Annotated in this window: 21 protein-coding genes; 15 read left to right on the top strand and 6 right to left on the bottom strand. The window is 60.6% G+C overall.

The window, feature by feature from the left end:
- Nucleotides 1-214: 214 nt before the first annotated feature.
- From VL202_RS14950 to VL202_RS14920, 7 genes are all read left to right on the top strand, one after another.
- Nucleotides 215-517, top strand: a complete 303-nt coding sequence (locus VL202_RS14950) for a virulence factor (RefSeq protein ID WP_062580298.1) — start codon at nucleotides 215-217, stop codon at nucleotides 515-517.
- Nucleotides 510-1,088, top strand: coding sequence for a methylenetetrahydrofolate reductase C-terminal domain-containing protein (locus VL202_RS14945; RefSeq protein WP_325464885.1), 579 nt, complete (start codon nucleotides 510-512; stop codon nucleotides 1,086-1,088). The genes VL202_RS14950 and VL202_RS14945 overlap by 8 nt, the downstream gene beginning before the upstream one ends.
- 4 nt (nucleotides 1,089-1,092) lie before the next feature.
- Entirely contained in the window at nucleotides 1,093-2,187 is a 1,095-nt protein-coding gene (locus VL202_RS14940; protein ID WP_325464884.1) for a methylenetetrahydrofolate reductase, read from the top strand.
- A 101-nt stretch (nucleotides 2,188-2,288) separates the two neighbouring features.
- Nucleotides 2,289-3,254: a methyltetrahydrofolate cobalamin methyltransferase gene (locus VL202_RS14935; RefSeq protein ID WP_325464883.1), complete on the top strand. Its 966-nt coding sequence runs from the start codon at nucleotides 2,289-2,291 to the stop codon at nucleotides 3,252-3,254.
- Nucleotides 3,255-3,274: 20 nt separating this feature from the next.
- Complete coding sequence (locus VL202_RS14930) at nucleotides 3,275-3,610, top strand: hypothetical protein (RefSeq protein ID WP_325464882.1); 336 nt, start codon at nucleotides 3,275-3,277, stop codon at nucleotides 3,608-3,610.
- Nucleotides 3,611-3,668: 58 nt separating this feature from the next.
- The gene (locus tag VL202_RS14925) at nucleotides 3,669-5,669 is read left to right on the top strand and encodes an ASKHA domain-containing protein (protein WP_325464886.1); all 2,001 of its coding nucleotides are present in this window, start codon (nucleotides 3,669-3,671) and stop codon (nucleotides 5,667-5,669) included.
- A 61-nt stretch (nucleotides 5,670-5,730) separates the two neighbouring features.
- On the top strand, nucleotides 5,731-6,792 hold the full coding sequence (locus VL202_RS14920) for a DNA topoisomerase IB (protein WP_325464881.1): 1,062 nt from the start codon (nucleotides 5,731-5,733) through the stop codon (nucleotides 6,790-6,792).
- A 20-nt stretch (nucleotides 6,793-6,812) separates the two neighbouring features.
- Here VL202_RS14920 and VL202_RS14915 read toward each other — a convergent pair whose 3' ends face one another.
- Nucleotides 6,813-7,694 carry a LysR family transcriptional regulator gene (locus VL202_RS14915; protein ID WP_325464880.1) on the bottom strand — a complete coding sequence of 294 codons (882 nt, stop codon included), beginning with the start codon at nucleotides 7,692-7,694 and terminating at the stop codon, nucleotides 6,813-6,815.
- 118 nt (nucleotides 7,695-7,812) lie between these two features.
- Here VL202_RS14915 and VL202_RS14910 point away from each other — a divergent pair, with 118 nt between their 5' ends.
- The 6 genes from VL202_RS14910 to VL202_RS14885 all read left to right on the top strand — a co-directional run bounded on the left by VL202_RS14910 (nucleotide 7,813) and on the right by VL202_RS14885 (nucleotide 14,627).
- Nucleotides 7,813-8,040 (top strand): hypothetical protein, encoded by a 228-nt coding sequence (locus tag VL202_RS14910; RefSeq protein WP_325464879.1) that lies wholly within the window; start codon nucleotides 7,813-7,815, stop codon nucleotides 8,038-8,040.
- Between the two features lie 124 nt (nucleotides 8,041-8,164).
- Complete coding sequence (locus tag VL202_RS14905) at nucleotides 8,165-9,991, top strand: sensor histidine kinase (protein ID WP_325464878.1); 1,827 nt, start codon at nucleotides 8,165-8,167, stop codon at nucleotides 9,989-9,991.
- Nucleotides 9,988-11,343: a sigma-54 dependent transcriptional regulator gene (locus tag VL202_RS14900; protein WP_325464877.1), complete on the top strand. Its 1,356-nt coding sequence runs from the start codon at nucleotides 9,988-9,990 to the stop codon at nucleotides 11,341-11,343. Before VL202_RS14905 ends, VL202_RS14900 begins: the two co-directional genes overlap by 4 nt.
- Nucleotides 11,344-11,547: 204 nt before the next feature.
- A complete protein-coding gene (locus tag VL202_RS14895) occupies nucleotides 11,548-12,531 on the top strand; it encodes a tripartite tricarboxylate transporter substrate-binding protein (RefSeq protein ID WP_325464876.1) in 984 nt (327 codons plus the stop codon).
- Nucleotides 12,532-12,649: 118 nt separating this feature from the next.
- Nucleotides 12,650-13,111 (top strand): tripartite tricarboxylate transporter TctB family protein, encoded by a 462-nt coding sequence (locus VL202_RS14890; RefSeq protein WP_325464875.1) that lies wholly within the window; start codon nucleotides 12,650-12,652, stop codon nucleotides 13,109-13,111.
- 10 nt (nucleotides 13,112-13,121) lie between these two features.
- Nucleotides 13,122-14,627 (top strand): tripartite tricarboxylate transporter permease, encoded by a 1,506-nt coding sequence (locus tag VL202_RS14885; RefSeq protein ID WP_325464874.1) that lies wholly within the window; start codon nucleotides 13,122-13,124, stop codon nucleotides 14,625-14,627.
- A 412-nt stretch (nucleotides 14,628-15,039) separates the two neighbouring features.
- Here the strand turns inward: VL202_RS14885 and VL202_RS14880 are convergent, their stop codons facing one another.
- Entirely contained in the window at nucleotides 15,040-16,383 is a 1,344-nt protein-coding gene (locus tag VL202_RS14880; RefSeq protein ID WP_325464873.1) for a hypothetical protein, read from the bottom strand.
- A 113-nt stretch (nucleotides 16,384-16,496) separates the two neighbouring features.
- Here VL202_RS14880 and VL202_RS14875 point away from each other — a divergent pair, with 113 nt between their 5' ends.
- On the top strand, nucleotides 16,497-16,730 hold the full coding sequence (locus tag VL202_RS14875) for a hypothetical protein (protein ID WP_325464872.1): 234 nt from the start codon (nucleotides 16,497-16,499) through the stop codon (nucleotides 16,728-16,730).
- Here VL202_RS14875 and VL202_RS14870 read toward each other — a convergent pair.
- On the bottom strand, nucleotides 16,705-17,268 hold the full coding sequence (locus tag VL202_RS14870; protein ID WP_325464887.1) for a hypothetical protein: 564 nt from the start codon (nucleotides 17,266-17,268) through the stop codon (nucleotides 16,705-16,707). The genes VL202_RS14875 and VL202_RS14870 overlap by 26 nt on opposite strands.
- On the opposite strand from VL202_RS14870, the gene VL202_RS14865 reads away from it, so the two are divergent.
- Nucleotides 17,186-18,190: a GlxA family transcriptional regulator gene (locus tag VL202_RS14865; protein ID WP_113577901.1), complete on the top strand. Its 1,005-nt coding sequence runs from the start codon at nucleotides 17,186-17,188 to the stop codon at nucleotides 18,188-18,190. The genes VL202_RS14870 and VL202_RS14865 overlap by 83 nt on opposite strands.
- Nucleotides 18,191-18,255: 65 nt before the next feature.
- Here the strand turns inward: VL202_RS14865 and VL202_RS14860 are convergent, their stop codons facing one another.
- The 3 genes from VL202_RS14860 to VL202_RS14850 all read right to left on the bottom strand — a co-directional run bounded on the left by VL202_RS14860 (nucleotide 18,256) and on the right by VL202_RS14850 (nucleotide 21,050).
- Nucleotides 18,256-19,497: a diguanylate cyclase gene (locus VL202_RS14860; RefSeq protein WP_325464871.1), complete on the bottom strand. Its 1,242-nt coding sequence runs from the start codon at nucleotides 19,495-19,497 to the stop codon at nucleotides 18,256-18,258.
- A 336-nt stretch (nucleotides 19,498-19,833) separates the two neighbouring features.
- Nucleotides 19,834-20,667: a response regulator gene (locus tag VL202_RS14855; RefSeq protein WP_325464870.1), complete on the bottom strand. Its 834-nt coding sequence runs from the start codon at nucleotides 20,665-20,667 to the stop codon at nucleotides 19,834-19,836.
- Between the two features lie 119 nt (nucleotides 20,668-20,786).
- Nucleotides 20,787-21,050: a hypothetical protein gene (locus VL202_RS14850; RefSeq protein WP_325464869.1), complete on the bottom strand. Its 264-nt coding sequence runs from the start codon at nucleotides 21,048-21,050 to the stop codon at nucleotides 20,787-20,789.
- Nucleotides 21,051-21,328: the final 278 nt, after the last annotated feature.

Below are 21,328 nucleotides of genomic sequence, written 5' to 3'. Positions count from 1 at the left end.
GGAGCGCTCAAACCGTTGACGGCAAACGGCACTTCGCGACAATGGTATCATCCGCCGATCTGGACATGGCTCTGGAATGGCTTCTCGCGCGGCATCTGGTAGATATATCGCCGACAGACAAGGCAGGTCGCTTTTGAGCATGACGCGCGTCGTGCCAAGGTGAGCCACGATGCGCTGAGATGCGCATTGTCTGGCCAGAGGAGATTTCGGGCATATGGCAGACCGCATCATCGTTTACTGGCGTGACATTCCCGCGCAGGTCATCATCAAGCAAGGCCGCAAGACCGCAAAGCGCGAACTGACCCTGCGCTTCACCGAGGCGATCGACATGTGTGCCATGCGCACCGGTGCCGCCGACAGTGGCGACTATCTCGCCGAATGGCGAAAGGCTGACCCGACGCCCGTTTCCGACGATCTGGAAATGGAAGCGGACAAGGCCGCCGCCGAGTTGGAAGCAGCCTATGACAGGGAGCGTCTCGTTGCCCTGGTGAAATCCGGTGGAAAAGACAATGGCTGACGCGAAACCCGGCAATGCCGCTCCTGCCAAGAAGGCCGCGACCGGCGCCTATACGCCGTCGGGCGTTTCACCCAACCGCCGCGCCCGCCGAAGCTACACGATCCGTCTCTGGGCCGTGCGCCATTCGCGTTTTCTCGAATGGTTCTACCACCGTTTCGCCGATGTCTTCCTGCTGCTGCACCCGCTGTGGCAGGCCGTCGGCTACAATCGTGTGGAAGCGCCGATCACCTTCGTCGAGCGCAACGTCAAGGGGCTACTGTTTGACTGTCGCATGTGCGGCCAATGCGTTCTTTCCTCAACCGGCATGTCCTGCCCGATGAACTGCCCCAAGCAATTGCGCAACGGTCCCTGCGGCGGCGTCCGCGCCAATGGCAACTGCGAAGTCGAACCGGATATGCCCTGCGTCTGGGTCAAGGCCTGGGAAGGCTCGCGCAACATGGTGAAGGGGGATGCGATCATGAACGTGCAGAAGCCGGTCAACCAGTCGCTGCGCGAAACATCGTCCTGGCTGCGCGTGACCGCGCAGGCCGCGGAAGCCCGTGAAGCAGCCGCTGCGACAAAGGACGCCTGAGACCATGGCACATATTGATGAAAACCCCCTTGGCCGCGATCTTCCGCTCGATCCCCTGCCCGGCCATTCCTCGCGCGGCCGCCTCGAGCGCGTCCTGCGCCGCGGCGAATTCGCCGTCACGGCCGAACTGAACCCGCCCGACAGCGCCAACCCCGAGGATGTCTACGAACGCGCCGCGATTTTCGAAGGCTGGGTCGATGGCATCAACGCGGTCGATGCGTCCGGCGCCAACTGTCACATGTCCTCGGTCGGCATCTGTGCGCTTTTGACCCGTATGGGCTATGCACCGATCATGCAGATCGCCTGCCGCGACAAGAACCGCATCGCCATCCAGGGCGACGTGCTCGGTGCCGCCGCCATGGGCGTGGCCAATATCATGTGCCTGACCGGCGACGGCGTGCAGGCCGGCGACCAGCCGGGTGCCAAGCCCGTCTTCGACCTCGACTGCATGTCGCTGCTCGAAACCGTGCGGATCATGCGCGACAATTCGAAATTCCTTTCCGGCCGCAAACTGACGACGCCGCCGCAGGTCTTCCTGGGCGCTGCGATCAATCCGTTCGCGCCGCCTTATGATTTTCGCCCTCACCGCCTGGGCAAGAAGATCGAGGCAGGCGCGCAGTTCGTTCAGAGCCAATACTGTTTCGACGTGCCGATGTTCCGCGACTACATGAAGAAGGTTCGCGATCTCGGCTTCGACGAGAAATGCTACATCCTCTGCGGCGTCGGTCCGCTTGCATCCGCCAAGACCGCCAACTGGATCCGCAACAACGTGCCGGGCATCCATATTCCGGACGCGATCATCAAGCGGCTCGAAGGCGCGCAGGACCAGAAGAAGGAAGGCAAACAGCTCTGCATCGACATCATCAACGAGGTGAAGGAAATCGCGGGCGTCTCCGGCGTCCATGTGATGGCCTATCGCCAGGAAGAGTATGTCGCCGAGATCGTCCATGAATCCGGCGTGCTGAAGGGACGCACGCCCTGGAAGCGCGAGGAAAATCCGGGCGATTACAGGGTGGCCGAGCGGTTCGAATCGCTGAAGGACGGCAAGACCGAAAATCCCCAGGAAATGGCCGATGTCGCGGCCCATCGCCCGCATTGAAACTATATTGAGTACAACAGGCTCGGTCGGGAGGCCGGGTCTTTGACAATCCCTTCCGGCGCATGACAGAGATCAGGCGCCCACGCACCAGAGGATCAGACATGACCCGCACCATCGTTGCCTCCGCCACCCGCGAAATCATCATCGGTTTCGACCAGCCTTTCTGCGTCATCGGCGAGCGGATCAACCCGACGGGACGCAAGAAGCTCGCCGCCGAGATGATCGAGGGCAACTTCGACACCGTCATCAAGGATGCGTTGGAGCAGGTCGCGGCGGGCGCCACCATGCTCGACGTCAATGCCGGCGTCACCTCCGTCAACCCCAACGAGACGGAGCCGGGCCTGCTGGTGCAGACGATGGAAATCGTCCAGGGCCTGGTCGACGTGCCGCTGTCGATCGACAGTTCGGTCACCGCCGCCATCGAGGCCGCGCTGAAGGTCGCCAAGGGCCGCCCGCTCGTTAATTCGGTGACCGGCGAAGAGGAAAAGCTCGAAGCCATCCTGCCGCTCTGCAAGAAATACGACGTTCCGGTCGTGGCCATCTCCAACGACGAGACCGGTATTTCGATGGACCCGGACGTTCGTTTCGCAGTTGCGAAGAAAATTGTCGAACGGGCCATGGACTATGGTATCAAGCCGCACGATATCGTCGTCGATCCGCTGGTCATGCCCATCGGTGCGCTCGGGGATGCCGGCCGTCAGGTCTTCGCGCTGCTGCATCGCCTGCGCCACGAATTGAAGGTCAACACCACCTGCGGCCTGTCGAACATCTCGTTTGGCCTGCCGCATCGCCACGGCATCAATGCCGGCTTCATCCCGATGGTCATCGGTGCCGGCATGACCTCGGCCATCATGAACCCATGCCGTCCGCAGGAAATGGAAGCCGTTCGCGCCGCCAATGTTCTGAACGGCACGGACCCGAATTGCGGCAACTGGATCATGACCTATCGTGATCACAAGCCTGCCGAAGGCGGCGTTGTGACCGCAACCGCCTCACCGGCAGGTGCCGGTGGCGGTCGTCGTGGCGGCCGCGCCGGACGTGCCGGAACAAGCGCTAGGGCGGAATAACCGCCCGGAAAAGAGAAGTAATGTTTTTCAGTGCCGATCTGCTCACCGAATTTGCCAGCCTCTGGTTTCAGGCCCCCATGGTCATGTCCTCGCGCATGCAGGACCTTGCCGTCTCGGGCATGAGCGGATCTGCCGGACAGGCGGAAGTCGGCCAGATGATCACCGAGAAGCTGTCGGCGGTCGTCGAGAGCGCGACGGCCATCAATTTCGCCCTGGTGAACGAAGGCATGATTGCCGCAACCGCGCTGGCGACCGGCACCTGTGCCGGTCTGGCCGGCGCTTCCGATCGCGTTGCAGTGGCTGCCCTCAAACCATATGGCAAAAGGATCCGAGCCAATGTACGGCGCCTTACCTGATAGGAATGATCTGACCGTGTCCGCCCAGGAAAACAAAAACGACCCTCTCGTCCTGTTCATGCCGTCGGGCAAGCGCGGGCGTTTTCCCCTCGGCACGCCGGTGCTCGATGCCGCTCGCTCGCTCGGCGTCTACGTTGAAAGCGTCTGTGGTGGTCGCGCCACCTGCGGGCGCTGTCAGATCGAGGTGCAGGAAGGCAATTTCGCCAAGCACAAGATCGTCTCCTCCAACGACCACATTTCGGCCCGAGGCCCGAAGGAAGAGCGATACGACAAGATCCGCGGCCTTCCGGAAAACCGTCGTCTTTCCTGCTCGGCCCTGATCCAGGGCGACCTCGTCATCGACGTACCGCAGGATACAGTGGTCAACGCCCAGGTGGTTCGCAAGGCAGCGACCGACCGTGTCATCGAGCGCAACGCCGCCGTTCAGCTCTGCTATGTGGAGGTGGACGAACCAGACATGCACAAGCCGCTCGGCGACCTAGACCGCCTCAAGATCATGCTGGAAAAGGACTGGGGCTGGAAGGATCTCCTTGTCGCGCCGCACCTCATCCCACAGGTCCAGTCGATCCTGCGCAAGGGCAACTGGGGCGTTACCGCCGCCATTCACCGCGACATGGACAGTTCGCGTCCCTTCATCGTCGCCCTCTATCCGGGCCTGAAGAACGAGGCCTACGGCATCGCCTGCGATATCGGCTCGACGACCATCGCCATGCATCTCGTCTCGCTGCTGTCGGGCCGCATCGTCGGTTCCTCCGGCACGTCGAACCCGCAAATCCGCTTCGGCGAAGACCTGATGAGCCGCGTTTCCTATGTCATGATGAACCCGGACGGCCGGGAAGCCATGACCAAGGCCGTGCGCGAGGCCATCAATAGCCTGATCGGCAAGGTCTGCACTGAGGGCGAGATCGACCGGCACGACATTCTCGACATGGTGTTTGTCGCCAATCCGATCATGCACCACCTCTTCCTCGGCATCGACCCGACGGAACTCGGCCAGGCGCCGTTTGCACTCGCCGTTTCCGGCGCACTGCAATATTGGGCGCATGAGATCGATATCGAGGTCAATCGTGGCGCGCGGCTCTATACGCTGCCCTGCATCGCCGGCCATGTCGGCGCGGATGCTGCGGGTGCAACGCTGGCCGAAGGTCCCTACCGGCAGGATCGCATGATGCTGCTCGTCGATGTCGGCACCAATGCGGAAATCGTGCTCGGCAACCGCAGCCGCGTCGTCGCAGCCTCCTCGCCCACCGGCCCGGCCTTCGAAGGTGCGGAAATCTCCTCCGGCCAGCGCGCCGCCCCTGGCGCCATCGAGCGCGTGCGCATCGACACGCAAACGCTGGAGCCGCGCTTCCGCGTCATCGGCGTAGACAAGTGGTCCGACGAAGAGGGTTTTGCCGAAGCGGCCGCCAGCGTCGGCGTCACCGGCATCTGCGGTTCGGCGATCATCGAGGTCGTCGCGGAAATGTATCTCTCGGGCATCATTTCCGAGGACGGCGTCGTCGATGGTTCGATGGCGGAGCGGAGCCCACGCATCCTTGCCAACGGCCGCACCTTCTCCTACCTGCTGCATGACGGCGAACAGCGCATCACGGTGACGCAGAACGACATCCGTGCCATCCAGCTGGCAAAATCGGCGCTCTATGCCGGTATCAAGCTGCTGATGGAAAAACAGGGTATCGAGCGGGTCGATACGATCCGTTTCGCCGGTGCCTTCGGCTCGTTCCTCGATCCGAAATACGCCATGGTGCTCGGCCTCATCCCGGACTGCGACCTTGCCGAAGTGAAAGCGGTCGGCAACGCCGCCGGTACGGGCGCTCTGATGGCACTGCTCAACCGCGACCATCGTCGCGAGATCGAAAAGACGGTCGCGCATATCGAGAAGATCGAGACGGCGCTGGAACCCAATTTCCAGCAGTTGTTCGTCAACGCCATGGCAATGCCGAACAAGGTCGATTCCTTCCCGGAACTCGCCAAGGTCGTCACCCTGCCGGAACGTAAGACGCTCTCCGACGACGGTGGTGATGGCGGAGGCAGACGCCGTCGCCGCAGCCGCGACTGAGGTCAGCGAAGCGACTGGAACCAAATGATCGATATGGCGTTCTGGCGTCACTGTGGATCAGATGTTTTCTCACCCCCGCCCTTCACGCTCAGACGCTGCCCAACCGGCAGCGACCGAACTCGTCTATCTTTCGAACCTCGACGGCGGCATCACCCGCCGGCTGGGAAAGCGAGCATTTCTCTATTATGATGCCGATGGCAGGCGGATCGAAGACCGGGACGAGCTTGACCGGATCGCCGCCCTGGCCATCCCGCCCGCCTATACCGACGTGCTGATTTCGGTCGATCCGAATTCGCACCTGCAAGCCACCGGATACGATGCGCGCGGACGAAAACAATATCGTTATCATCCGGACTGGTCAGCCGAACGCGGCAAGACAAAGTTTGCCCAGCTCTCCGATTTTGCCTCCCGGCTGCCCAGGATCCGGGAGCGGGTCGATACCGACCTGCGCCTGCGAAAACCCGGCATGGACAAGGCACTGGCGACCGTCGTCTGGCTGCTCGACAATCTCTATATCCGCGTCGGCAATGCCACCTATGCCGAGGAGAACGGGTCATACGGCCTGACGACGCTGCGCAACCGGCATGTGAAGGTCGAAGGCTCCAGCGTCCATTTCAACTTCAAGGGAAAATCGGGCAAGGAATGGCGGTTGAGCCACAGCGACCGGCGCATCACCAAGGCCATCCGCATGCTGCAGGAACTGCCGGGACAGCAGCTGTTCCAGTATCTCGATGAGGACGGCCACCGGCATCCGATCCGCTCGCAGGACGTCAACGCCTATATCCGTGACGCAGCCAATGCCGATTTCAGCTCGCGCCAGTTCCGCACCTGGGGTGCGACGCGCATGGCGGCTGTGGCACTTGCTGCCATCGACCCGGGACCAAGCGAGCGGCAGAGAAAACGACAGGTCAACGATGTCATCGATGCGGTGGCATCGCGGCTGGTCAATACCCGCGCCGTCTGCCGCTCATCCTATATCCACCCGAAGGTATTCGAGGATTTCGACAATGGATCACTCGCGGCCCTCCTCAAAATGCGGCCGAGCCGAAGTGCGACATTGACGCGCTGGATGGAGGATGACGAAATCAGGGTATGGCGCTGGCTGAAGACGGGCGACGCCTGAACGTCGCCCGGAGCGGATTATTACAGTCCGACGAAGGCGTCCCGGACATGTTCGGCGACGGCCAGAACAGGCGGCGAGGCATTGTCGATCAACTGGAGACCGATGCTGTAATGGCCGAGATCCGGCAGGCCTTCTGCCTCGCCGAGCGCCACCAGGTCGCCCTGGACGAGATAGCGTGGCAGTGGTGCGACGGCGAGATCGGCGAGGATCGCGGCACGCTGGCCGGTCGTATGCGCGCTGAGGAACGCGACTCGGAACGGCTTGCCCGCTTGGTTCAACTGATCAACAGCGTTCGCCCGCCAGACGCAGCCGTCCTCCCACATCGAAATCGGCAGCGGCTGGCGCGTATGGGCCGTGCCGCACTTGATGCCGGCCCAGACCAGCTTTTCGGACACGAGGATTTCGCCGCCGCCGGTATTCTCGCCGGTCATGCTGTTGAAGATGGCAATATCCATCCGGTGCTCTTCCACTCGCTTGCGCATGACGCTGCTGTTGCCGATGGTCACATCGACCGTAACGTTCGGGTAGGACTCGGAGAAACGCTTGAGCACTTCAGGCAGGATGCGCTCGCCGATATCCTCAGGCGCACCGACGCGCACCACGCCATTCATGTCGGGCAGCAGGAAGCGGGAGACGGCCTCGTTGTTCAGCGCCAGCATGCGCCGCGCGAAGCCCAGCAGCACCTCGCCCTTCGGCGTCAGCGAGACCGAACGCGCATCACGCAGGAACAGGACGCAGCCGAGTGTCTCCTCCAGCTTCTTGATCTGCATCGAGACGGCCGACGGCGTTCGATAGACGGTCTCCGCCGCCGTGGTGAAATTTCCGGTTTCGGCGATAGCGACGAACGTCTTGAGGATGTCCAGTTCGAGGAGTGGGAGGACATGCCGCATCATCATGTTCATGGGAACCTCACGGATCAGATTTTCTGAAGGACATCATCACTTCATTTCGTTTGATTGAACCTTAGGAGAGGCCGATAGTCAAGTTGCAAACAGTGAAGACATCAGAAAGGAGCCTCCCATGTCCCTGCAACACGATACGGCACCGACCTGCTCGCATGCTGCCAAGATGCACACGTCCGGTGTTTCCTCTGCTGTTCAAAGCCTGCTCGCGCCGCTCATCGAAGGCCACCATCGCTACCGGATTGCGCAAATCCGCAAGGCGACGACCCGCGAAATACGGCATCTGCCGTCAAGCCTGCAGCAGGATCTCGCCTTCGCGGACGGCACGGTGATCCCGCTTTCCTGACGATCCCTGGCATCCGTCGAGGTGGCAGGAAACGCCTCATTCTTATCTCTCGCATCAACTCCCCTTGGAAATGGGGGCGTTGATCTCTAAACTCCGATACCGAGGGAGCAATGAGGGAGGAGCCTTGCAGTCCGTCAAAGTCCGCCTTCTGGCCCTGTGCCTCGTCCCCCTTGTCCTCGCCGCCGTGATCTTTCAGGGCGGCGCGCTGGCGATGCGCAGCTATATGAACGAAGCGTCGCTGCAGGCCAGTTCGGCACTGCGCCTGGCAGTTTCAGCGCTGAGCGGGCACCTGAGCCGCTACGAACCGCTGCCGGCGCTGATCGCCGATCATGACGGCATCAAGAACCTCATCGCCCACCCGCGGGACCAAGCGCTACGGGACACGGCCAACGCCTACCTGAAAGAGATCAACGCCCTGCTGGAATCCTCCGACATCTATGTGATGACGCTGGACGGAAACACGATCGCGGCAAGCAACCATGACCAGCCGGCGAGTTTCATCGGCCAGAATTTCAGCTACCGGCCCTATTTCCAGGATGCGGCCAGGGGCAAGCAGTCACGCTTCTACGCGCTCGGCACGACATCCCTGAAGCGCGGCTACTATTTCGCCTCACCGGTGTATGTCGGCGGAAGAATCAGCGGCGTCATCGTCTTCAAGGTCGATATCGATTCGATCGAAACCTCCTGGCGCGGCGGCGAATACAAGATTTTCGTCTCGGACCCCGAAGGCATCATCTTCATGACCGGCAGTCCGGAATGGCTCTATTCGGGCATCCTGCCGCTGAACAGCGAACGGCTGGCGCGGACGCAGGCGTCACGGCGTTACGCCGAGGCCGTGCTGAAGCCTCTGCCGATCACCCCCAGCACGCTGGACGGCCATCAGCTGGTGACGACGACCACCGCCGACAGCCGGGAATACCTGGTCCTGTCACACTATATGCCAGAGGCCGACTGGACGGTGAACGTGCTGATGGACACGTCTTCGGCCCGCATCCAGGCGCGCACCATGATCGTCGCCATCGTTCTGTTCCTCTGCCTTGCCGGTCTTGCGCTGGCCATCTTCCTGCAGCGGCGCGTTCGGCAGGAGGAGCGCATGCGCATGCAGATCGAGGCTCGCAACGAACTGGAACATCGGGTCGAAGAGCGCACCGCCGACCTCGCCTTGGTCAATCAGCGCATCGAACTTGAGATTGCAGAGCGGCGGCTGACCGAGCAGGAACTGCGCAAGACCCAGGCCGATCTCATTCAGGCGGGCAAGCTCGCGGGCCTCGGGCAGATGTCGGCCGCCCTCTCCCACGAGCTCAACCAGCCGCTCGCGGCCGCCAAGACCTATGCCGACAGCGCCGCGATGCTGATCGACCTCGACCGCGTCCCGGAAGCCCGCGACAATGTCCGGCGCATCTCTGGCCTGATCGACCGGATGGCATCGATCAGCCGCCACCTGCGCAATTTCGGCCGCAAGCCGAACGAGAAGCTGGGGCCGGTGGCGCTCGACGCCGTCGTCGTCGATACGCTCGAAATCGTCTCGGCGCGGCTGAAGGCGGCGGATGCCGATCTCCGGATCGATCTCGGCCGGCCGGGGATAATGGTCCAGGCCGGCTCCGTGCGCCTGCAGCAGGTGCTCGTCAACATCATCACCAATGCCGCCGATGCCGTCGAAGGGCTGGATGACCGGCGCATCCACCTGACGGCCGAAAATATCGGCAAGAAAGTCACGCTGACGGTCCGCGACCATGGTCCAAGTGTGCCGAATGCCATCGCCGAACGCATTTTCGATCCGTTCTTCACCACCAAGGGCGTCGGCAAGGGCCTTGGCCTCGGCCTGTCGATCTCCTACAACATCATCAAGGATTTCGGCGGTAGCCTGATGGTCTCCACGCATCCTGACGGCGGCGCCGTCTTCCGCATTGAACTCGAAGCCGCCACCGCGACACGGGAGGCGGCCGAATGAGCGACGCACGGATTTTCCTGATCGACGATGAAGAGGAGATGCGCCGGTCGACGGCGCAAGCCCTCCAGCTCTTCGGACTGGAGGTCGATACGTTCTCCAGCGCCGAGGACGTGCTCGAACTGGTCGGCTACAGCTTTGCCGGCGTGGTGATCAGCGACATCCGCATGCCCGGCATGGACGGCATGACGCTGTTACAGCGGGTTCGGGAGGTGGATGTGGAAATCCCGGTCATATTGGTGACAGGGCATGGCGACGTGCAGTTGGCCGTCAAGGCGATGCGAGAAGGCGTCTACGACTTCCTGGAGAAGCCCTTCACCGTGCAGAATCTCGCGGGCATCGCCCGCCGGGCGCTCGACCGGCGCAACCTCGTGCTCGAAAATCGCCGCCTGAGGGCGGTGGCCGGCAAGCGCGACGACATAGAAGCCCGCCTTCCCGGCCGAACCCAGGCCATGGTCGATCTCCGCTACCGTCTGCGCGCCATCGGCGCCACCGATGCCGACACGCTTGTTATCGGCGAGACCGGCGTCGGCAAGGAAGTCGTTGCCCGCGCCCTGCATGATACCAGCGGCCGCGCCGACCGCCCCTTCGTCGCCATCAATTGCGCCGCCCTTCCGGAAAACCTGATCGAAAGCGAACTGTTCGGTCATGAGGCCGGCGCTTTTCCCGGTGCGCTCCGGCCACGCTACGGCAAGTTCGAGCATGCGCGTGGCGGCACCATCCTGCTCGACGAGATCGGCTCCTTGCCTTACGATCTGCAGGCGAAATTCCTGCGGGTGCTGCAGGAGCGGGTGATCACGCGGCTGGGCTCGAACGAACCGGTTCCGCTCGATGTCCGTTTCATAGCCACCAGCAAGGTCGACCTGGAAGCGGAAGTCGCCGCCGGCCGGTTCCGTGCCGACCTGCTCTACCGGTTGAATGTCGCGACCCTGCGCGTGCCCTCGCTTGCCCAGCGCCGGGCCGATATTCCGCTGCTCTTCCTGCAACTCGTCCGCGAGGCTGCCGCCCGCTATCTGCGCAGCGACATCGACGTGCCGCCGGAGCTGATGACCGAGATCGCCGAGCGCGTCTGGCCGGGAAACGTGCGCGAGTTGCGCAACGCCGCCGACCGTCTCGTGCTCGGCCTCGACCTGAAGCCCGACGAGGGACAGGCGCCGGCGGAATCCCAACGGCTCGCCGACAAGGTCGCGACTTACGAGCGCGGAGTCATCGCAAGTGCCCTGGCCGCCCATGGCGGAAGCCTGCGGCCGGTCTACGAACTCTTGGGAATCTCTCGCAAAACGCTTTACGAGAAGATGCAGAAATACGGTCTCGACCGGAAACTCTCGTCCGCAGACAACGACTTCGCTGCCTGAGAAGCACAGATGGGTGGATATCCACCCATCTTCGGCGGTATTTGTTCCCATTCTCACCCATGGTGCGCCGCACGCATTGAGAAAACAGTGTTCCTCGCCATCACGGCGATTGCCCGCTGCCGCATGGGGGTCGCAAATGGCTCATCCAGAAACGGCGCGGGAGGAGCTGCGTCGGCTGGTCATATTTCATCCGGGAGGACTTCGATGAAAATCCTGAAAGCCATGCTTGGCGTCACGGCTCTTGCCACTATCTCGCTCATTTCCGTTTCGGCCCATGCCGAGGGTTATCCCGAGCGCACCATCACCATGGTCGTGCCGTTCTCGGCCGGCGGGCCGACCGATACGGTCGCTCGCCTCGTTGCCGAATCCATGTCAAAGGACCTCGGCCAGCAGATCGTCGTCGAAAATGTCGGCGGCGCCGGCGGTTCTCTCGGTGCCGGCCGCGTTGCGCAGTCCGATCCCGACGGCTACACGGTCCTCCTGCATCACATCGGCATGGCGACATCGGCCACGCTCTATCGCAAGCTCGCCTATGACACGCTGAACGCCTTCGAATATGTCGGCCTCGTTACCGACGTACCCATGACCATCGTCGCCCGCAAGGATTTCGAGCCGACCGATCTCAAGGGCCTGATCGACTACGTCAAGGCCAACAAGGATACGGTCACCGTGGCCAATGCCGGCATCGGCGCGGCCTCGCATCTTTGCGGCATGCTGTTCATGAGCGCAATCCAGACCCCGCTGACAACGGTACCCTACAAGGGCACCGGCCCGGCCATGACCGACCTGCTCGGCGGTCAGGTCGATATCATGTGCGACCAGACCACCAACACGACCAAGCAGATCCTCGGCGGCACGATCAAGGCCTATGGCGTGACCTCGCCGGCGCGCCTGCCCGTCCTGCCGGACGTGCCGACCGCCGCGGAAGGCGGGCTGGCTGATTTCCAGGTCGGCATCTGGCATGGCATCTACGCACCGAAGGGCACGCCGGCGGAAGCGACGGACCGCCTCTCGAAGTCCCTGCAGGTCGCGCTGAAGGACCCGAACGTCGTTGCCCGCTTCGCTGAACTCGGCACCGTCCCCTCCACGGAAGCCGACGCGACGCCGGCCGCGCTGAAGGCCAAGCTTGAAAGCGAAATTGCCCGCTGGAAGCCGGTAATCGAAGCGGCCGGCCAGTACGCCGACTGATCGTCATTCCCGTAAAGCCAAGCCTGCCCCGCCTTCCTCTCCTCCACGAGGGGAAGGCGTCTGCCGATGTATCTCGTTCAGGAGAGCCCGGCGGGACGGCGGAATTCAAGGAGGCATCATGAAATCCTTATCCTTCGATACGACCAATGCGCTCTGCGGCGCGCTCTTCATCGCCCTTGGCGGCTTCTTCATCTACCAGTGCATGAACCTCGAACTCGGCACGGCCTTCAAGATGGGACCGGGCTATTTTCCGCTCGTCCTGGCGCTGATCCTGTCGCTGCTCGGCCTGGTGATCCTCGTCCAATCGACGCGCGTCGAAGGCGAGCCGCTCGGGCCGGTCGCCTGGCGCGGCATGCTGTTCATCCTGCCGGCCCCGATTTTCTTCGGGCTGACGGTGCGCGGGCTCGGCTTCGTACCCTCGCTGTTCTTCACCGCCCTCATCGCCTGCTTCGCCTCGCAACGCATGAAGCCGCTGACCGCCATCATATTGTCGATCGCCCTGACGGTGTTTTCGGTGGCCGTGTTCAGTTATGCGCTCGGCCTGCCCTTCCAGCGCTTCGGCCCCTGGGTCAGATTGTAAGGACGTCACGATGGATCTTTTCAGCAATCTCGCACTCGGCTTTACCACCGCCGGATCACCGGAAAACCTGCTCTTCTGCCTGATCGGCGTGCTGCTCGGCACCCTGATCGGCGTGCTGCCCGGCATCGGAGCCACGGCGACCATCGCCATGCTGCTGCCGATCACCTTCCAGCTCGAACCTGTCTCCTCGCTGATCATGCTCGCCGGCATCTATTACGGCGCTCAGTACGGTGGCTCGACCACCGCGATCCTCATCAACATGCCCGGCGAATCGTCCTCAGCCGTCACCGCCATCGACGGTTACCAGATGGCGCGGAAAGGCCGGGCCGGTGCAGCGCTTTCCATCGCCGCACTCGGATCCTTCTTTGCCGGAACGGTCTCGACCTTCCTGGTGGCGATCTTCGCCCTGCCATTGACCGCCATCGCGCTGAAGTTTGGCGCTGCGGAATATTTCTCGCTGATGATCGTCGGCCTCGTCTCCTCGATCGCGCTCGCCCACGGCTCGATCGTCAAGGCGCTGGCCATGGTGGCGCTGGGGCTGCTGCTCGGACTGGTCGGCACCGACATCTATACCGGCACACCGCGCTTCACGCTCGGCATCCGTGAATATGCCGACGGGTTGAACTTCGTCGCCGTCGCGGTTGGAGTCTTCGGCATCGCCGAAATCCTGCGCAACCTCGAAGGCGAGAAAACGCGCAGCCTGCTGATGGCCAAGGTCAGCGGGCTCTTGCCGACCCGTGATGATTTCAGACAGATGTTCGCGCCTGTCCTGCGCGGGACGGCAATCGGCTCGGCGCTCGGCATCCTGCCCGGTGGCGGCGCCATTCTGGCCGCCTTTGCTTCCTACACCGTCGAAAAACGTATCTCGAAGACACCGGAGGAATTCGGCCACGGCGCGATCGCCGGTGTCGCCGGTCCGGAATCGGCCAACAATGCCGGTGCCCAGACATCGTTCATTCCGCTGCTGACGCTTGGCATTCCCGCCAATCCGGTCATGGCGCTGATGGTCGGCGCGATGATCATCCAGGGCATCGTTCCCGGTCCGAACGTCGCGTCGGAACAGCCGGCCTTGTTCTGGGGCATCATCGCCTCCATGTGGATCGGCAACCTGATGCTGGTAATCCTCAATCTGCCACTGATCGGGCTCTGGGTGAAACTTCTGACGATCCCCTACTACGTGCTCTTCCCGATCATCATGGCCTTCTGCTCGATCGGGGTCTACAGCGTCAACTCCAATGTCTACGACCTCTATGCCGTCGCTTTCTTCGGTCTCGTCGGCTACCTGCTGGTCAAACTCCGCTGCGAGCCGGCACCGTTGCTGCTCGGCTTCGTGCTCGGACCACTGCTCGAGGAGAATCTCCGCCGGGCGATGATCCTGTCACGCGGTGATGCAACGACATTCCTGACAAGGCCAATCAGCGCCGTTCTGCTGCTGATCGCGCTTGCCGTGCTTGTCATCGTCTTCCTGCCGTCGATCAAGGCCAAGCGCGAAGCGGTCTTCCAGGAAGAGGATTAAGAGGGCCCGGATCAGGGTTCGAGCGCCGGGCAATCGCAGTTCGCCGGGAAAGCGCTCGAATTCTGAGCCCTGGGTCATGACCGTCGCCGCTTCCGACCTGGATACGGGCGCGGCCCGAGGAATGTCAACGACGCGCGCGGCGCGATCACGCTATCCAAGACCAGCGTCGCGGAAAACACGGCCATCGGCAAAGCCGCAGGCACCGTCTCCGCCGTTTTTCGCAGGCGTCGCCAATCAGCGCCCGCGAAAAATCAGCAAAAATTGCTCGAGAACGCGGGCTCTGCAGCATGCGATTCCCGTGCCGCTGTCGGGACAAAACAATTGCGATTCTGTAAGTCATTGAAAAATAGACACTGACCAAAGAAACTCGATTCTATTGCGTGTTTCAGCGCCTATTTCCTCGTCCTGACACTTAGTACCCCAGACTCCGAAAGTACGATCGCATCGTCTCACGATCACGTACAGACGGGCGAGAATGGAGCGGTTCAATACCAGCTTTTAAGATCGTGGAGAAGGTTGCCGCCATCGATCGATTGGGATGCCCACACACCGCAAGATAGCTCATAATTTCTGCCCCGCAGATATACTGTTGCCGAAAATGCTTCACGGTGGACAGCTTGAGACCGTTAGCGGGTATCAAACCGCCAGTCACCAGTGTCGACACCTCGTTCTCCGTCAAACCAATATAGAAACCCGCCTCGTTGTTTGTGAGCACGACATCATCCGCCCAACTGTCATTTTCTGGCTGGGCAACGATCCGTTCAAGCAGAGTGGTGTCCACAATTTGAAGACGCCGAATGAGCGGTCCTGCGCCCTCTTGGACACTGACCTCGAGCTTGCCATCCATGATGTTCTCAATAACGCGAGACCAAGCAATTTTACCATCTGAGATCGCCGTGATAGCCTTGTATAGAGACATTGAGCCCCCTCGCGGTGGTGACGCCCCTTCAACTAATCGCGTCACAAGATTGGGCAGTTTAGCAGCACCGCCCAGCAACAATTGGCAGAGACCAGGGTCTGGGCAATTCACATACTTTTCGGAATAGAGTTTGACGAGTTCCAAAAAAGGCAGGCCTGAGGTCTTGAAGTCTGCCCTAACTGCCCGCGAACCGCGAGCCAGAAGCGAAGCATAAAGTAGCTTATCTCCTTGATCTTGGAGATTGAAACCGCCCTCTTTTGTGGTGCGGGGATGCGGTCGACGGAATCGGGCGACCCTGGTGTCAGCAGGCTCGGGCCGAACTGTTCTCGCGGGTAGCCCTGATCGGAGTTGATCGCGTAGGCGATGAAAGAAATCCATCCCGAACAGAGAACGAAAAGCATAGACCTCAGAGGAAACGGGGTGCTTATATCCACGCCCCATAGTTTGTGTCGGGCACCGCCAATAAGTTTGAACTCGCTCAGCGATTTCAATAACCTTGCCGGGCCAATTGCGAACCGCCGCTGCCGCCTCATCGAGCCCCTTCGGAGAGACAGCGTAACAATACGGCTTTCCAAGCTCTTGGTCGAGCAAACGCGCCATCAAAAGAATAAATTCGAAGACCTCGCCTTTTCCGAGCGACCTCAGGTCTGGATGAAAGAGCCTGGTTAGGTCTTGCTTTGAATCAAGTTCCGGATCAACCAGCGAGCACGCGAATTTAACGTTTTCAAAGTTGTCGAGTTCGACGATTGGTTGGGGAAATTCTCTGAGGTCGATCAGTCCGCGCGTTGAAGCCGCGTCGAGGCTTGCGATGAAAATTTCGCGCCCGACAAGCATCATCGTTTTTGATGCAAGAGATCAATTATATTCGCTTGAATGATGAGTGGAGCAGGAGCATCACTGTCTCATGGTCGCGACCTTTTGAAGCACTCACTCCAAAAGGAACCAGAGAAATGGCATTCTTCAGCTTAGAACATTCGTCCCAGGCAGGACATCCGTCCGTTGCCTCGGCCCTCGTCAGCCTGCGTTCGCGCGCCGTCGCATCGTGGAAGCGTTACCGTACCGAACGCGAACTCGAAGGCCTGTCCTATGACACGTTGAAGGATATCGGCTTTCCTTCCGCCGACATGCTCAACAAGGACATACTCAACAAAGACATACTCAACAAGGACATGCCGACGCGATGAACGATACCGCACCGGCCAAAGCGGGTGAGGATCCTCCCTGCTCGACAGACATAGACCATGCATGAAAGGGCATTTTGCCATGATGGCGGAATGCCCTTTTCGCTGGAATAAGACCGCGGCACGGCGGCACCACGAAGACCATGACAAAAATGGCCTGTTTCCGACATATGACGAAAACCACAGGACGTCGCAAACTGAAAACCGTAACTTCCATGAAGTTACCGCTCCAAAGCGCCTCGCCGATGACAGATAAGAAAACACGACAAATTTGTCGCTTCCAGCCAAAATAATGGCTTTTCTTGAATAAATTACCGGTTTCGACAACAGCGATCGGCGTGTCGCAAACATTTATTTCTTCCCGGTCGCAGCCGTCCATGCGAATGTCGCAATTAGGAAAGCCAGTTGACGCTTTTCCACGTGACAAATGCGACATCCGCGGCGCATGGGAATTCTCGATGAACAAGCCACTGACCAAAAAGCGATCCCTCGTTTTCTTTCTCGTGCCTAACTTTTCCATGCTGCCGTTTTCGGCCGCCATCGAAACGCTCCGCATCGCCAATCGCATGCTCGGCTATGAGGCCTATACCTGGCGCTTGTCCTCGACGGACGGCACCCAGGTTCTTTCCTCCAGCGGTATCGGGCTTGAGGTCAACACCTCGCTCGCCGACGAACGCAAGTTTCTCGGTGGCGAAAACCGCCCGTCGATGGTGCTGGTCTGTTCCGGCATCTATGTGGAGGACTTCAACAACAAGTCGGTCAATGCCTGGCTGCGTGAAGTCTACAATCGCGGCGTCTCGGTCGGCAGCCTCTGTACGGGCGCCCATGTGCTGGCTTCGGCCGGCCTCTTGACCGGCAAACGCTGCGCCATCCATTGGGAAAACCTGCCGGGTTTCGCCGAGAGCTTCCCGCAGGTCGATGTCTATGCCGATCTCTACGAAATCGACAGCAACATCTATACCTGCGCCGGAGGCACAGCCTCGCTTGACATGATGCTGAACCTGATCGACCAGGATTTCGGCGAGAACCTTGTCAACCGCGTCTGCGAACAGGCATTGACCGACCGGGTTCGTGGCCCGCATGACCGCCAGCGCCTACCGCTACGCGCCCGCCTCGGCGTGCAGAACGCCAAGGTCCTGTCGATCATCGAACTGATGGAAGGCAACCTCTCCGAGCCGCTGTCGCTTCTTGAGATCGCCGACAGCGCCGGACTGTCACGCCGCCAGATCGAACGCCTGTTCCGCCAGGAAATGGGCCGGTCCCCCGCCCGCTATTATCTGGAAATCCGGCTTGATCGGGCACGGCACCTCCTGGTCCAGTCGGCCATGCCGGTCGTCGAGGTGGCGGTTGCCTGCGGCTTCGTCTCGGCCTCGCATTTCTCCAAATGTTATCGCGAGCTCTACAACCGCTCTCCCCAGCAGGAGCGCGCCGAACGCAAGCTGACGCTGCAGGCGGTTCGCTGAGGACAAACTGCTGGTAGAATCGAATGACGATGCAAGGGCGGCCCGATGGGTCGCCCTTTTCGCATTCAGGACGCCATGGATTTGAGGAGGGTCAGTTCCGAGACGATCCGGTTGCGGCCGTCATATTTCGCCATGTAGAGGAACTGGTCGGCGGCATTGAGGTAGTTCTCGAAGGATTCGAGGCTCTCGATCGTCGCAAGGCCGATCGACACCGTGACCGACAATTCCTCGTCGTCGGCGACTATTTTCGTCCCGGCGAGATCAAGCCGCAGCGTTTCGCAATAATCGTGTGCCGCAGCCGCGTCGAGACCACTGAAGAGCACGCCGAATTCCTCGCCACCGAGGCGGGCCAGCAGATGCTCGTCGCCCACCGCCGCCTTCAGGCGTTTCGCCACGGCCTTCAGCACGAGATCGCCGACCTCATGACCGTAGGTATCATTGAGGCGCTTGAAATGGTCGATATCGAGGATGGCGATGGACGTCGTCTCTCCGCGTCGCAGACACTGCTCGACCAGCCTCGGACCCGACTGGAAGAAGTATCGCCTGTTGTAGATGTCGGTGAGATAGTCGCGTGCGGCGATATTGTGCAGCGCCTGGATGCGCTTCTGGATATTGGCGACCTGGAAGACGCGGCTGTTGAACTCTTCCAGCAGGAACGGCTTCTGGATGAATTCGGTGCCGCCGCATTGCAGGAAGCGCGCCGCATGCTGGCGATCGTCACAGGCGGCAAGCGCGATCACGCTCAGGGCATCCTCGCCATGCCGCTGCCGGATCTCGGCAAGCAGCGTATAGGCGGACATGTCGGTCAGCGCGATATCGGTGATGACAAGATCGATCGCGTCGCTGCTGTCGAGCACATGCAGCGCTTCCGCGCCAGCACTTGCCTGCACGACACTGAACTGCTGCTGCTGCAAGAGGGCAAAAAGATCGGCGCGCGATGTATCGTCCGAATCGACCAGCAACACATTGGTGCGGACATTGGTCAGCGCGCGATCGACGACGCTGATGACATGACTGATCGAATCGAGCTGGCTCTTGATGACGCAATCGACGACGTTGCGGGAGAGGATGTCCTCACGCGTCTTGCTGTTGAACGAGCCGGTAAAGACGATTGCCGCGATACCGTGCGAGATCACATAGTCGAGCGCTTCGCAGTTCGGCGCATCCGGCAGGTTGAGATCGAGTACCGCGAGCGAGAAGTCGCCCCCGGTTTCGACGGCGGCCTTGACGGCTGTCAGCGAGGCGCAATGGGTAACCGCGATACCATGCGCCGTCTCCAGCCCGTGCTTGAGGACTGTCGAGAACATTCGGGAGTCCTCGATCAAAAGCATTCGTTTGCCCGAATGCTTCTGCAAGTCGTTCCCCCGCCCCGGCGCTTTGCGAAAACCCACGTTCCGTCAATCCCGTAGTGAGCCTTAGGCGTTTCCTGGTTCTGGACGCTGGCTCTCAGATATTTATCTTTTTATCGGATACCGAATCTGACCCCACAGAACGCCATCCGTTTTCCCGTCGATGTATTCAACCGACTTGCCGTTGCGAATTGGTTAAGTCGCCAGGCGAAATGATGAAAATGACGGCCGGATACCCAAAAATGTCACATTTCCAGCCGTCCCAGTGTATAAATTAACAAATCCAAAGACAATTCAGGCTTTTCGAGCGATTTTTGTACTCAAAGTCTGGATTTTCGTGAGCGTATCAAGGTTTTGATTGACGCGGCAGTAGAACTCTTCGTTGACGAAGGGCCGCAGCATGAAATCGTTGCCGCCAGCCTTCAGGAAGCGCGCCGACAGCAGCCGGTTCGCCGAGGAGGAGACGCCGATGATGCGCAGCTGGTGCGGCCCATAGGCGCTGCGGATGCGGCGGGTCAGTTCGAATCCGTCGATATCCGGCATGTTGTAATCGGTGATCACCAGGCCGATATCCGGATGCTTCTTCAGGAGATCGAGCGCTGCGGCGCCGCTTTCGGCCGAACTGGTGCGGAAATTGTAGCGCTTCAGCTGCGTCGTCAACAAAGCGCGCGCCGTCGGGCTGTCATCGACGATGAGCACATGATGCTGGTGGTTGGTCAGGAAACGGCAGACGGATTCGGCCAGCATATCGACGGCGAAGACGCTGTCCTTGATGACATAATCGACCAGTTCCTTGGCGAGGATCGTTTCGCGCGTGCTTTCCTGGAAGGTCCCGGTGAAGACGATCGTCGGAATGCTCATGTCGATGAGATAGGACAGAGCCTCGCCATTTTCGGCGCCCGGCAGATTGATGTTGGAAATGGCCAGCGTTGCCGGGAAGGATGCGTTCTCGACGGCGAACTGCAGATCGTCATAATCGCGGCAGACGATGACGTCGATATCGAGAAGTTCCTTCAGCCTCTTGGAGACCATGGCCGAGAAAAGATTGGAATCTTCGGCAAGCACAATGCGGTGCTGCTGCAAGGATTCACCGGAATAGTACATTCCGGACACGCCAAAAAATGACATAGATCGCCCATCTGAAAAGATTGTCCCCCAGGGTCAAGCTACGCAGAAAGGTTTTCGCAGTGGTTAACTGCTTGCTGAAATAATGTCGGGGATCGACGGGCAATATCGCCGTCGCCGGACTACTTCACCACGGCCGATCCGTTGACGATTTCAATGGTTTCGTCGCCCTGCAGGCCAATCCGGTCGCCGCTCGGCGTGGTGATGAAACAGCCGCTCGGGCAGATCGATTCCGTGCCGCCGGCGCTGATGGCCACTTCCATGCGGTTTTCGCCCTCGACGACAACGAGCACCGTCGCCTCGCCATCCTTGTTGGTGACGCTGGCGGACCACGCCGGGAACGCCGAGACGACAGTCAAAACACATGCACTGACGAATGTTTTCATTGCCTACCAGCGCCAAGGCGCCGCCCCTTTTGGCAACTCGCGGTTCCGGGCGACATACCCGGACAAGACGAGCACCCTTCTGCCGGACACCAGATTATCCGACGCCGGAAGAATTGCATGCAAAATATGATGGGCCGGCTGAATAGAGTCTGAATGACGTGTTCACACGTTTTGCATCATCCAGTCACCGTGAAAGGCGCGCCTGTCAGTCAAGGCAAGCGCGCCAAACAACGTCACGGACTGGATGGCCTCTGGCCTTAGCTGCGCGGCTTCAGGTT

The sequence above is a fragment of the Pararhizobium sp. genome (assembly GCF_035497515.1).
In the GTDB taxonomy this organism is placed as follows: domain Bacteria; phylum Pseudomonadota; class Alphaproteobacteria; order Rhizobiales; family Rhizobiaceae; genus Pararhizobium.
The sequence above is the reverse complement of the archived record's forward strand: the minus strand, read 5'-3'. Positions and strand labels throughout refer to the sequence as shown.